We start from the raw sequence: 12,598 nt of genomic DNA on the forward strand, positions 1-12,598 counted from the left end.
GATTCGAATAACTGTATATACATACAGCTAAATTGAATCTATACCTACGACATATCAAGGAGCTAGAAATGTCAGGTCTACACACACAACCGCAGGAAAATCCCAAGCAGGTCATCGTGAACCTGGATGATCTTTTTACCGAACAGGGCGTCGCCATCGCCGATGGCGATTCGCTGGTTTTGCATCTCGGTGAACACAACGACGCACCTCAGACTTCCAGCACGCCACCCGGCAAGGCCTTGAAAAACAGGCCGCAATTGCGGTTCGAGGGCGGCGAACACACGGCCATCGGTGACAGCACCCTGCTGCGTTTCATCAAGGACGCGCCTGCTGTCCCCGCTTCTCAGGTTGAACTGCATTTACCGAATGGGCTGGCGCTGACCTACGGCCAGATCGTTGCACTGAGCGCTGATTTTTATGGCATTCCCGATCAACCCGTCAGCGAAGGCGTCAGTGCTGCCGAGCGTATCCAGCGATTCAACAACGCCTTCAACTCGCTGGCCGTGCTGCCTGCATCCAATGCCGAGGCCAAGTTGATTCTTGGCGTCATGCAGAAGGAAATCGCCGCGGTTAAACAGGCGATCAAGGACGGCAAACAACCTCACGAAGCCTACGACGCGCTTGGTGATACGTTGTCCGAAGAGTGGAACCGGATCACTGGCGGTGGCAGTTTCGTCTCGGCACTGTTTCCGTTGGGGCGTTACCTGAAACTGGCCGCCAACAACGCCGACCACTTTGGCGAATGGGCGCTTTTGGCCTATATCGCCGGTCATGCGGCAGCCCTGCAACAAGCGGTGAAAGCGCACAACAGCGGCGATGAAAAGCAACTGGAACTGGCCTACGCGATGAACGCGTTTGCCGACCACTACCTGACCGACCTGTTTTCCGCCGGTCACTTACGCGTGCCCCGCAAGCAGCTGGCAGCGGTGGTCACACCGAGTGACCTGGGCTCGTTGATTACCCGCTTCATGCACGACGAAGACAGCAAGTTCGGCCTCAATGTGCGCAACGGCAACGGTGCGCAATGGCGCGCGTATGGCGACAAACGCTACTTCGACGACCTCTCCAACGCCAATCGCATCCAGGTGAATCAAGCGGTTCAGGTGTCGGCGGATGAAGTGTTTGCGGCATATCTCAGCGGCGTTGCACCGTCGCCCGGCAGTTTCGGCGCGCTGAAGCATCTGCCGGATTTGCAGGCAGTGCTGAACCTGGCGGGCAATTTTTCACCGCTGTTCAGGATGGAGGGCAACAAGGTGTTGCGCAGAAAGGACGTCAACAACTTGAACGACACCGCTACCGTCGATGACTGGTGGGGCTGGAGCACTTACTTGCTGCTCAAGGACTACAAACCAACGGGCAATGTGGCCTGATAAGGAGATCAATGATGACAATTAAATTGAAACTGGAATTGGCTTCGGGGCAATCGATGAAGGGGGCGCCGTTGGAGTTGTTGGCCAAGGGAGTGGCGATTGCCCGGGCGGTGGTTGATGAGCATGGGCAGGTGGCATTCGATGCCAAGGCCGGGGCTTCCGAGTGGGCCGTGAGGGTGGATCGTTCGATTCTCAGTACCAGCTGATCCGCCGCACCTGATCGTTCCCACGCTCTGCGTGGGAATGCAGCCAGGGACGCTCTGCGTCCTAAAGCGTGACGCGGAGCGTCACAAGAGGCATTCCCACGCAGAGCGTGGGAACGATCTCACCTGTCAGGCAGGCAATTACCCGCGCTGCGCCTCAGCCTCTTCATGCGCATGGCGCAGTCGTTCGCGGCTGTTGGTCAGGTGCAAACGCATCGCCGCTCGCGCCGCATCCGAATCCTGGCGCGCAATGGCGTCGTAAATCTCTTCGTGCTCACGGCTCAGGCGATTCATGTAGTGCTGCTGGTCATCATGGGCCAGGCGCGCGGAATTGAGGCGGGTGCGCGGAATAATGCTGGTGCCCAAGTGGGTCATGATGTCGGTGAAGTAGCGATTACCGGTCGACAGGGCGATTTGCAGGTGAAACTGGAAATCCGACGCCACGGCATCACTGGCATGGGAAACGCTTTCGTTCAATGCGTCCAGAGCCGCTCGCATCAATGCCAACTGCTCGGGGCTGCGACGTTGTGCGGCAAGGCCGGCGGATTCCACTTCCAGGCTGATGCGCAGCTCCAGAATCGCCAGCACGTCACGCAGCGTGACCACGGTGGCCGGGTCGATACGAAAACCGCTCGGGCTCGGTGTGTCGAGCACGAAGGTGCCGATGCCGTGGCGGGTTTCCACCTGTCCGGCGGCCTGCAAGCGGGAAATCGCCTCGCGAACCACGGTGCGGCTGACGCCATGGGCATCCATGATTGCCGACTCGGTGGGCAATTTATCGCCACGTTTGAGGTGGCCGTCGCGGATCTGCTCGGACAGCACCGTCACCAATTCCTGTGCGAGGCTGCGGCGCTTGCGAGGGAGGCGAGGTGCGTCGATCGGGTTTTCCATGGTGAACGTCTTTCTCGAAAAATTCGGCTGAAACCGCATCATAGCTCAACACGGTTGTACGATCACCCGCGATCAAATCGCCTGATCACTGAAACCTTGTAGGAGCTGTCGAGTGAAACGAGGCTGCGATCTTTTGATCTTGCTCTGTTGAAAAACAACATCAAAAGATCGCAGCCTCGTTTCACTCGACCGCTCCTACTTTGGCGGTGGTGTTTATGCGGTCACGGCCTGGTCCACCAAATGCCCGTTTTCAATGCGCACATGCCGTGGGTGGAAGCGTTTCAGACTGCTGCGATGCCCGACGCTGACGATACTCAGCCCCGGAATCTCATCGATCAAGGCTTGATACAGCGACCCTTCATCCTCTTCGTCCATCGCCGAGGTGGCTTCGTCCATGTACAGCCACTTCGGTGCAAACAGCAGCGCGCGGGCGAAGGCCAACCGTTGCTGCTCGCCCGGCGACAACATGCGCTGCCAGTGATTGGCTTCGTCCAGACGCGCGACGAGGTGCGGCAAACGGCAGGTTTCCAGCACATGCACGTAACGCTCATGCGGATACGTATCGCCGGCCTGTGGATAACTCAGCGCTTCGCGGAGCGTACCAATGGGCAGATAGGGCTTTTGCGGCAGGAACAGATAACGCGAGGTCGGCAGACGAATACTGCCGTGACCGGCGGGCCACAGATGCCCCATCGCCCGGAGCAAGGTCGATTTGCCGCTGCCGGAACGGCCGCTGAGCATGACGCGCTCGCCCTCCTCCACCGTCATCTCGGCGTTGGTCAGCAGGTGACGACCGTCAGCCAGATCAAGACCGAGGTTGTGCACGCGCAATGCCGTACCCACGTTCTGCACGTCGATGGCTGGCGCACGCTCTTCGTTGTCAGTCATGGCCTGGCGGAAGCTCAGCAGACGATCACAGGTGGCGCGCCACTCGGCGAGGTCCTGGTACGCACTGATGAACCAGCTGAAGTTCTCTTGCACATTGCCGAACGCGGAGTTGATTTGCATCAGCTCACCGAGCTCGATCTTGCCGGCAAAGTAACGCGGCGCCGCGACCATGAACGGGAAGATGATTGCGATCTGAGCATAACCGGACGTGAAGAAAGTCAGGCGCTTGGACACTTTCATGATGTCCCAGAAGTTATGCCAGACCAGACCGAAGCGACTGCTCAGTCGGCGGTTCTCGTTGGGCTCGCCGTTGTACAACGCGATGCTCTCGGCATTCTCGCGGACCCGCACCATGGAGAAACGCAGGTCGGCTTCGAAACGTTGTTGGTTGTTGTTGAGGCCGATCAAACGACGACCGATCACATGCGTCAGCCAGCTGCCGACGGCGGCGTAAACCAGTGCGCACCAAAACATGTAGCCGGGGATCGTGAAGCCAAACACTTCGATGCTGCCTGATACGCCCCACAAAATGATCGAAAACGACACCAGGCTGACGATGTTCCGTATCAGCCCAAGGCCCAGGCCCAAGGTGTTGGTGGTGAATTTATTGAGGTCTTCGGAAATCCGCTGGTCCGGGTTATCGGTATAGCCGCCCTGCTCCAGCTGGTAATAATTCTTGCTGCCCAGCCAACGGGCAAAGTGTTTTTCGGTGAGCCAGGCTCGCCAGCGAATGGTCAGCATCTGAGTCAGATAGAGCCGGTACACCGCCCCCAGGATCGCCACCGCCGCAATGCCGCAGAAATACAGAATCAACTGCCAGAAGGCGGCTTCGTCCTTCTTTTGCAGGGCGTTATAGAAGTCTTTGTACCAACTGTTGATCCACACCGAAATCGCCACGCTGAACAGCGACAGCGCAATCACGGCAATGAGCAACGTCCAGGCCTTGCCCTTCTCTTCGCTGCGCCAGTAAGGCGTGGTCATCGCCCAGACTTTGCGAAAAAACTGCCCGCGCACAGCATCGTTGACCGCGGAATATTCAGCGTTCTGATTCATGGATAAGGCTCAATAAAGAAAAGAACACACACGAACCGATCATAAATGATCGGTTCGGGTTACTGCGAGCGCAGGCGATGATCGTTCAGCGCCCGTTCAGCGGCGCACCGGACGCTTTTGCAGTTTGCGCTGCAGCGTGCGGCGATGCATGCCCAAGGCGCGGGCAGTGGCGGAGATGTTGCCTTCGTGCTCGGTCAACACGCGCTGGATGTGTTCCCACTGCAGGCGGTCCACGGACATCGGGTTTTCCGGCACCAGGGTGTCGAGGTCGGCATGCTCGGAGAGCAGCGCAGCCAGCACGTCGTCGGCGTCTGCCGGTTTGCACAGGTAATTGCAGGCGCCGCGCTTGATTGCCTCGACGGCGGTGGCGATGCTGGAGTAACCGGTGAGGATCACCACGCGCATTTCCGGGTCGAGTTCGAGCAGTTTGGGCAGCAGCACCAGACCCGAGTCGCCGTCCATTTTCAGGTCCAGCGCGGCATAATCCGGGATGTCGGCCTGGGCAATGGTCAGGCCTTCTTCGGCGGAACCGGCGGTGCTGACGCGAAAACCACGACGGGCCATGGCGCGGGCCATTACGCGGGTGAAGGTTGCATCGTCGTCCACCAGCAGCAAATGCGGCAGTTCTTCGCCTTCAACTTGGATCTCGTCACTCATGTTCGTCTCCTCGGGCGACACGGGGCAGGCGCAGCTCGGTGAGCGTGCCGCCTTCCTCATGACTGTAGAGTTTCACTGAGCCGCCGGCGCGTGTCACGCTGGCCTTGCTCAAAAACAGGCCCAGGCCGAAACCTTTGCCCTTGGTGGTAAAAAACGGTTTGCCGATCTGTTCGGCAATGGCCAGCGGCACACCAGCGCCGTGGTCCCGAATGCTGATGGTCAAGTCTTCGGCATTCCAGTCCAGCGTCACTTGCAGCCCTTCGGGGCATGCATCGGCGGCGTTGTTGAGCAAATTCAGCAGAGCTTGCGTCAGGTCTGGCGGCGGAGCCATGCGCGGCACGGCGCCCTGGCCCAGGCGCTGGAAGCGGTAGCTGGCTTCCGGGCGCATCAGGTGCCAGCGGTTCAGCGCCTCATCTAGCCAGTCGGTGACATCCTGCATTTCCACCGCCAGGCGGCGATTGGCTTCGGCGGCTCGGACCAGTTGTTGCAAAGTCTCTTTGCACAACTTGACCTGATCCTGCAGCACACTCAAATCGTCCTGCAATAGCGGGTCTGGATGGTCCTGACGCATTTCCTTGAGCAGCACGCTCATGGTCGCCAGCGGCGTGCCCAGTTCATGGGCGGCGCCGGCAGCCTGGGTCGCAACGGCCAGCAACTGTTGGTCGCGCAGGCCTTCTTCACGACGAATGGCGCGCAGCTCTTCCTGACGACGCAGCTCTTCGGCCATGCGCGCGGCAAAGAAGGTGATGACGGCTGCCGCAAGGGCAAAGCTCAGCCACATGCCGTAGATCTGCAGGTTTTCCCGGGCGATAGGGAACGTTTCCAGCGGATAGAACCGCGCCAGCAGCAAGGTATAAAGCGCCAGGGCGATACCGGACAGAATCACCGAATAGCGCCACGGCAACGTCACGGCGGCGATGGTCAGCGGCACCAGGTAATAAGAGACGAACGGGTTGGTCGAGCCACCGGAGAAATACAGCAAGGCGCTGTGGATAAACAGATCGCAGGCCAGTTGCAGGGCATATTCAAGCTCGGTCACCGGCCACGAAGTGCGCAGGCGAACAGCCGTGAATGCGCACAGCAGCATCGAGCAGCCGAGGGTCATCGCCAATTGCACCCACGGCAACGGCAGCAGATCGAACCAGTAGGCCAGGCCCACGGAGCCGGCTTGAGCGGCGAGCACCAATGTGCGGATGATCGTCAGCCGCCAGAGGTTCTGGCGAGTTGCGGAAGTGATTTGTACGGGGGCGAGCATGAGCTCTCCTGATGAGCGCTCCAGGCGGATCGCACGGAGTATAACCAAGCACGGGGGCTGGCAGGCAAAAGTGCGGCAAACAGCCACATGGCAAAAAGGGTTGTGGCGTCTATAAGGCCCCCATCGCGGGCAAGCCCGCTCCCACAGGTTCACCGCCGTACTTGTGGGAGCGGGCTTGCCCGCGATGGGTCGCGAAGCGCCCACCTGCCTTTCATCTGTATAGAAGTTGTAACTGTGCGAACCGGATCATTACCGCTAGAGTCAGATGGTTTCACGCAGGCTCGGACTTTAACCCCTGCGCATCGCCCAAGGAGTTTTCATGCACAGTTTCCGCCGCAGCGCCGCCCTTCTTGCCCTCAGTGCCGGCACCGTCGCCAGCCTCCCGGCCCTGGCCGCCGACGAGCTTCATTACAACCAGATTTCCCTGCGCGCCGAAGTCAGTCAGGAAGTGCCCCGCGACCTGATGATCGTGACGCTCTACACCGAAGAACAAAACACCGACCCGGCCAAACTCGCCGCCGACGTCAGCACCACCATGAACAAGGCGCTGGCCCAGGCCAAAGAGGTCAAGGAAATCACCCTGCGCCAGGGCAGCCGCAACAGCTACCCGATCTACGACACCAAGGGCCAGAAAATCACCGGCTGGCGTGAACGCGCCGAACTGCGCCTGGAAAGCTCGGACTTCGCCGCCCTGTCCAAGCTGACCGGCGAACTGCTGACCGACCTGAAAATGGGCGGCATGGACTTCGCCATCGCCACACCAACACGCAAAGCCAGCGAAGACGCGCTGCTCAAAGACGCCGTCACCGCCTTCAAGGCCCGCGCCCAACTGGCGACTGACGCGCTGGGCGGCAAGAGTTACAAAATCGTCAACCTGAACCTCAACAGCAACGGCTATCCACAGCCCTACATGCGCGGCCCGATGATGATGAAAGCGGCGAGCATGGACAGCGCGCCAGTGACGCCAGAAGTTGAGGCGGGCACGAGTCAGGTCAGCATGACGGCGGACGGCGCGATTGAAGTGTTGATGCCTTGATTGGCTGATCCGTCTACAAAAACGGCGATCACCGAAGTGATCGCCGTTTTTTATTGCCTGCCAAAAGCCCGACTGAAGCAGCAAGTGCTGTTGAGTCCGACGCCATCGATGAACGATAACGTGGTCTTTGATCAGCTCTGCGGATCGACGTTATCCAGCGCCCGATTCACCGCCAACTCCGCGAGCATGATGATCTGCTGAATCGCCAACACCGTATTGCGTTGCGGGCCGATCAGGCTAGTCGCGAAATCACTGGCCATGACACTCGCGGAAGCCAGGGACTCGCAGGCTTGGGCCAACAGGCTTTCGGTGTCCATGTTCGGCGCGACCAGGAACATGGTGCTGGGACGACGGGGGGTGGCCGTGTATTGATTCGGGGGATCGAGGTAGTAGTCGAGGGCGCGTTTTATGGCTTCGCGGTCTTTGATGAGCGCTTCAGCTTCGGTGGCGTCGGCATTCGGGTTGGTTTTATTGAGGTTTGAATCGGAATTATCGTTGTCCATTTGCAGCTCCTGATCTTAATTGGAGCCATCACTTGCCGTTATGGTCGTGAGGGCCTTCGCCCTACCGAATTCAGGTTTCCACTCCTGGTCGCTGAAATCGCAGCGACAGCCAGAGATTAGAGACATCGCGTCCTACCCGGCAACCTGAAAAAAGCGTGGGAAAGCTCTGTGTTTTTTACACATCGTTCAACACAAGAAATCGGGCCAACGGAAAGAAGTTGGTCGATTTTAGGCTGCCGAGGTCAAGATCAAGATCAAGATCAAAAGATCGCAGCCTCGTTGCACTCGACAGCTCCTACAGTAAAAATCGAGGCGTACCGCCCGCTCCTCACCACTCAACAGGCCGAGCGGTAGCTCGCCTGCAGCTTTTGATCTTGATCCACCCGCCCCTTCGGAAGGCTGAGTGGAGGCGTTCATCTGGGGGGCAGGCGCGCAGCGCCGTGCGGCGGAGCCGCACACATCGAGAGGAGGTCGTCGCGAAGCAGACCGGAGGCGATGCCCCCAGATGAATGCCGGAACGAAGGAACACCGAGCCTTAGCGAGGGGCCGGACGCCGGGGCGAAGACCTTTGCTTCCTTTGGGGCGTCTGCCAAAGGGAGTCGCCGTAAGGGCGAAACCATAAGCCGCCGTTACCGCAGCAACGGATATGTACACAAAACACCACAATCACCAAAGGTTGCACCCGGCGGTACTACCTAAACACCCAAGCCCCACAACCAAACCCGAAATCCAAACCAGATGCCCACTGACCAACAGTAACGAAACAATCTGCCCGCCCAGACACAACAACCCCTTAAACAACAAACACCTACCCACCAAACAAGAACTCAATCTCATTCCCCCCCGCGATCCCCACAATGACGGGTATAAATAAGTAACACCGCGCCCCAACTGAGTGCGCAAAACCTCCAGATCGCCCCGCCGGGGTGCGCCCAATGCACCGAAAAAAACCCGCGCAAACGGTCAAATGAACATGAATTTATACATATGCGACATTAAGGTACGTTCGTGCCACTGTTTAACGCCTGTGGTCGCCCGGGATCTTGCAATGGGTACGGCCCCTGCATTAGTATCCGCAGGCACGACTCACGAGGTCGTCCTCTAATTCCAAAAATGACAACAAATCATGAGGCCAACATGCTTAAACACGCGGTCATTCCGTTTTTAGTCGGCGCAAGCTTGTTAGCTAGCGCACCATTCGCCCAAGCAGCGACTAACCTGGTGTTCTGCTCCGAAGGGAGCCCGGCCGGTTTCGATCCAGGTCAGTACACCACCGGAACCGACTTCGACGCCTCTGCAGAAACCATGTTCAACCGTTTGACCCAGTTCGAACGTGGCGGCACCGCTGTCATTCCTGGTCTGGCGACCAGCTGGGACATTTCCCCGGATGGCCTGACGTACACTTTCCACCTGCGTCAAGGCGTCAAGTTCCACACCACCCCGTACTTCAAGCCTACTCGTGAGTTCAACGCCGACGACGTGCTGTTCACCTTTAATCGAATGATTAACAAGGATGACCCGTTCCGTAAGGCGTACCCGACCGAATTCCCGTACTTCACCGACATGGGGATGGATACCAACATCACCAAGATCGATAAAGTCGACGACAAAACTGTCAAGTTCACCCTGAAAGAAGTTGACGCCGCGTTCATCCAGAACATGGCCATGAGCTTCGCTTCCGTGCAGTCCGCTGAATACGCTGCCCAGTTGTTGAAAGAAGGCAAAGCCGCCGACATCAACCAGAAGCCGGTCGGCACTGGTCCGTTCGTGTTCAAGAGCTACCAGAAAGACTCCAACATCCGCTACACCGGGAACAAGGACTACTGGAAGCCTGACGACGTCAAGATCGACAACCTGATCTTCGCCATCACCACCGACCCGTCGGTGCGTATCCAGAAGCTGAAGAAGAACGAGTGCCAGATCACTCTGTTCCCACGTCCAGCCGACCTGAAGGCGCTGCAAGAAGACAAGACCCTGAAAGTGCCTAACCAGGCTGGTTTCAACCTGGGTTACATCGCCTACAACGTGATGGACAAGATCAAGGGCAGCGATCAGCCAAACCCGATGGCCCAACTGAAAGTGCGTCAGGCACTGGACATGGCCGTCAATAAGCAGCAGATCATCGATTCCGTTTACCAGGGCGCTGGCCAACTGGCCGTCAACGCCATGCCGCCGACCCAGTGGTCCTACGACACCACTATCAAGGACGCGCCGTACAACCCTGAGAAAGCCAAAGAGCTGCTCAAGGAAGCCGGCATCAAGGAAGGCACCGAGATCAACCTGTGGGCGATGCCGGTTCAGCGTCCGTACAACCCGAACGCCAAGCTGATGGCTGAAATGCTGCAGTCCGACTGGGCCAAGATCGGTATCAAGGCCAAGATCGTGACTTACGAGTGGGGCGAGTACATCAAGCGCTCCAAAGGCGGCGAAAACGGCGCGATGCTGATTGGCTGGAGCGGCGACAACGGTGACCCGGACAACTGGCTGAACGTGCTGTTCGGCTGTGATTCGCTGCAAGGCAACAACTTCTCCAAGTGGTGCGACAAGAAGTTCGACGGCATCGTTAAAGAAGCCAAGCGCACAACCGACCAGGCCAAGCGCACCGAACTGTACAAACAGGCGCAACACGTCCTCAAGGATGCTGTGCCAATGACACCTATCGCTCACTCGACGGTGTTCCAACCCATGCGCGACAACGTGCAGGACTTCAAGATCAGCCCGTTTGGCTTGAACTCCTTCTACGGCGTCAGCGTCAGCAAGTAAGGTTTTGCAGCGGCGACGTTTTTAACGTCGCCGCTGCTTTATCTGCCGAGAAAGCAGGAATCCGCCTACGTCCAAATCCGCTGCGTCGTACAGCAGAGGTTCAGGACGCGTCGCCTTTTCCCACGAGTCTTTAGGACTCTACGCATTTACTGCCGGACCCACGGTACATACCGTCGGGATCCGACCAGTTCATGTGTGGACTCTCGGTTCTTGCTGCACATGATGGTTTGAGATCAATGATGCCTCCACGTCCCAGGACGGGACGGCGGCTCATTGTCAAAACACTAAACAAGAGGGAGCGTCATGCGCCATACCTTGGTTTTATCCGCATTGCTGTGCACCGGCCTGTTGGCCGCCACTTCCATCAGCCAGGCCGCCAACAACAGCCTGGTGTTCTGCTCCGAAGGCAGCCCTGCTGGCTTCGATACCGCGCAGTACACGACCTCGACGGATAACGATGCCGCCGAGCCGCTGTACAACCGATTGGCAGAGTTTGAAAAAGGCGCCACCAACGTCGTGCCAGGCCTGGCAACGAGCTGGGATATTTCCGAGGACGGCCTCAAGTACACCTTTCACCTGCGCGAAGGGGTGAAGTTCCACACCACCCAATACTTCACGCCAACCCGTGATTTCAACGCCGATGACGTGCTGTTCACGTTTAATCGCATGCTGGATCCACAGCAACCTTTCCGTAAGGCTTATCCGACCGAGTTCCCGTACTTCAACGGGATGAGCCTGAACAAGAACATCGCCAAGGTCGAGAAGACCGGGCCGCTGACCGTGGTCATGACGCTCAACAGCGTCGACGCCGCGTTCATCCAGAACATCGCCATGAGCTTCGCCGCCATTCTGTCCGCCGAATACGCCGACAAGCTGCTGGCCGAAGGCAAGCCCAGCGACATCAACCAGAAGCCGATCGGCACCGGCCCGTTCGCCTTCAAGAGCTACCAGAAAGATTCCAACATTCGTTACACCGGTAACAAGCAGTACTGGGACCCGAGCCGGGTCAAGCTCGACAACCTGATTTTCGCCATCAACACCGACGCCTCGGTGCGCGTGCAGAAGCTCAAGGCCAATGAGTGCCAGATTACCCTGAGCCCGCGCCCCGCCGACGTGGCAGCACTGAAGAACGACCCGAAACTCAAGCTCATCGAGAAGCCCGGTTTCAACCTCGGCTACATCGCCTACAACGTCCGCCACAAGCCTTTCGACCAGCTCGAAGTGCGCCAGGCACTGGACATGGCCGTGAACAAACAAAGCATTCTCAACGCCGTGTACCAGGGCGCCGGCCAGCTGGCGGTCAACGCCATGCCGCCGACCCAATGGTCTTACGACGACACGATCAAAGACGTTGCCTACAACCCGGAAAAAGCCAAGGAACTGCTCAGGGCTGCCGGCGTGAAGGAAGGCACCGAAATCACCCTCTGGGCGATGCCGGTTCAGCGCCCTTACAACCCCAACGCCAAGTTGATGGCCGAGATGCTCCAGGCTGACTGGGCGAAAATCGGTCTCAAGGTGAAGATCGTCAGCTACGAATGGGGCGAGTACATCAAGCGCACCAAGAATGGCGAACACGACATCAGCCTGATCGGCTGGACCGGCGACAATGGGGACCCGGACAACTGGCTGGGCACGCTTTACAGCTGCGACGCCATTGGCGGCAACAACTACTCGATGTGGTGTGACCCCACTTACGACAAGTTCATCAAGCAGGCCAAGGTCGTCACCGACCGCGACCAGCGCACCGTGCTTTACAAACAGGCGCAGCACTATCTCAAGCAGCAAGTGCCGATCACGCCTATCGCCCATTCGACGGTCAACCAGCCGTTGAGCGCCAAAATCGAAGGATTCAAGGTGAGTCCTTTCGGTCGCAACGTGTTCTCGGGTGTCAGTATCGACCAATAACCGATTAGCCAGAAACGCTGGGGGTGCTTTGCGCCCTCAAGCAAGCGTATTGCCGTAATTCGCCAATCCGGCCT

At 58.3% G+C, this 12,598-nt stretch carries 10 protein-coding genes; 5 read left to right on the plus strand and 5 right to left on the minus strand.

Annotated features, from left to right (window positions below; translation table 11 throughout):
- Positions 1 to 68 precede the first annotated feature (68 nt).
- Together BLQ41_RS00395 and BLQ41_RS00400 are read left to right on the plus strand one after the other, a co-directional pair.
- A complete protein-coding gene (locus tag BLQ41_RS00395; protein WP_090175538.1) occupies positions 69 to 1,370 on the plus strand; it encodes a phospholipase in 1,302 nt (433 codons plus the stop codon).
- Between the two features lie 14 nt (positions 1,371 to 1,384).
- The gene (locus BLQ41_RS00400; protein ID WP_090175540.1) at positions 1,385 to 1,576 is read left to right on the plus strand and encodes a hypothetical protein; all 192 of its coding nucleotides are present in this window, start codon (positions 1,385 to 1,387) and stop codon (positions 1,574 to 1,576) included.
- Positions 1,577 to 1,714: 138 nt separating this feature from the next.
- Here the strand turns inward: BLQ41_RS00400 and BLQ41_RS00405 are convergent, their stop codons facing one another.
- The 4 genes from BLQ41_RS00405 to BLQ41_RS00420 form a co-directional block, all read right to left on the minus strand.
- Positions 1,715 to 2,464: a FadR/GntR family transcriptional regulator gene (locus tag BLQ41_RS00405; protein WP_197678908.1), complete on the minus strand. Its 750-nt coding sequence runs from the start codon at positions 2,462 to 2,464 to the stop codon at positions 1,715 to 1,717.
- Between the two features lie 213 nt (positions 2,465 to 2,677).
- Entirely contained in the window at positions 2,678 to 4,405 is a 1,728-nt protein-coding gene (locus tag BLQ41_RS00410) for an ABC transporter ATP-binding protein/permease (RefSeq protein ID WP_090175546.1), read from the minus strand.
- 96 nt (positions 4,406 to 4,501) lie between these two features.
- Positions 4,502 to 5,062: a response regulator transcription factor gene (locus tag BLQ41_RS00415; RefSeq protein ID WP_007901386.1), complete on the minus strand. Its 561-nt coding sequence runs from the start codon at positions 5,060 to 5,062 to the stop codon at positions 4,502 to 4,504.
- Positions 5,055 to 6,317, minus strand: coding sequence for an ATP-binding protein (locus tag BLQ41_RS00420; protein WP_090175549.1), 1,263 nt, complete (start codon positions 6,315 to 6,317; stop codon positions 5,055 to 5,057). Before BLQ41_RS00420 ends, BLQ41_RS00415 begins: the two co-directional genes overlap by 8 nt.
- A gap of 319 nt (positions 6,318 to 6,636) precedes the next feature.
- Here BLQ41_RS00420 and BLQ41_RS00425 point away from each other — a divergent pair, with 319 nt between their 5' ends.
- On the plus strand, positions 6,637 to 7,353 hold the full coding sequence (locus BLQ41_RS00425) for an SIMPL domain-containing protein (protein WP_090175552.1): 717 nt from the start codon (positions 6,637 to 6,639) through the stop codon (positions 7,351 to 7,353).
- A 131-nt stretch (positions 7,354 to 7,484) separates the two neighbouring features.
- On the opposite strand, the gene BLQ41_RS00430 is transcribed toward BLQ41_RS00425, so the two are convergent.
- Entirely contained in the window at positions 7,485 to 7,856 is a 372-nt protein-coding gene (locus tag BLQ41_RS00430) for a DUF6124 family protein (protein ID WP_090175554.1), read from the minus strand.
- A 1,137-nt stretch (positions 7,857 to 8,993) separates the two neighbouring features.
- Between BLQ41_RS00430 and BLQ41_RS00440 the strand changes: the two genes are divergently transcribed.
- Positions 8,994 to 10,619 carry an ABC transporter substrate-binding protein gene (locus BLQ41_RS00440; RefSeq protein WP_090175557.1) on the plus strand — a complete coding sequence of 542 codons (1,626 nt, stop codon included), beginning with the start codon at positions 8,994 to 8,996 and terminating at the stop codon, positions 10,617 to 10,619.
- A 303-nt stretch (positions 10,620 to 10,922) separates the two neighbouring features.
- Positions 10,923 to 12,524 (plus strand): ABC transporter substrate-binding protein, encoded by a 1,602-nt coding sequence (locus BLQ41_RS00445; RefSeq protein ID WP_090175560.1) that lies wholly within the window; start codon positions 10,923 to 10,925, stop codon positions 12,522 to 12,524.
- Positions 12,525 to 12,598 lie beyond the last annotated feature (74 nt).

Origin of the sequence: Pseudomonas arsenicoxydans (genome assembly GCF_900103875.1) — a bacterium.
Lineage (GTDB): Bacteria > Pseudomonadota > Gammaproteobacteria > Pseudomonadales > Pseudomonadaceae > Aquipseudomonas > Aquipseudomonas arsenicoxydans.

Bases quoted from the DNA above. Each gene is read 5' to 3' on its own strand.
- BLQ41_RS00395 (WP_090175538.1), top strand. From the start codon at position 69: ATGTCAGGTCTACACACACAACCGCAGGAAAATCCCAAGCAGGTCATC.
- BLQ41_RS00400 (WP_090175540.1), top strand. From the start codon at position 1,385: ATGACAATTAAATTGAAACTGGAATTGGCTTCGGGGCAATCGATGAAG.
- BLQ41_RS00405 (WP_197678908.1), bottom strand. From the start codon at position 2,464: ATGGAAAACCCGATCGACGCACCTCGCCTCCCTCGCAAGCGCCGCAGC.
- BLQ41_RS00410 (WP_090175546.1), bottom strand. From the start codon at position 4,405: ATGAATCAGAACGCTGAATATTCCGCGGTCAACGATGCTGTGCGCGGG.
- BLQ41_RS00415 (WP_007901386.1), bottom strand. From the start codon at position 5,062: ATGAGTGACGAGATCCAAGTTGAAGGCGAAGAACTGCCGCATTTGCTG.
- BLQ41_RS00420 (WP_090175549.1), bottom strand. From the start codon at position 6,317: ATGCTCGCCCCCGTACAAATCACTTCCGCAACTCGCCAGAACCTCTGG.
- BLQ41_RS00425 (WP_090175552.1), top strand. From the start codon at position 6,637: ATGCACAGTTTCCGCCGCAGCGCCGCCCTTCTTGCCCTCAGTGCCGGC.
- BLQ41_RS00430 (WP_090175554.1), bottom strand. From the start codon at position 7,856: ATGGACAACGATAATTCCGATTCAAACCTCAATAAAACCAACCCGAAT.
- BLQ41_RS00440 (WP_090175557.1), top strand. From the start codon at position 8,994: ATGCTTAAACACGCGGTCATTCCGTTTTTAGTCGGCGCAAGCTTGTTA.
- BLQ41_RS00445 (WP_090175560.1), top strand. From the start codon at position 10,923: ATGCGCCATACCTTGGTTTTATCCGCATTGCTGTGCACCGGCCTGTTG.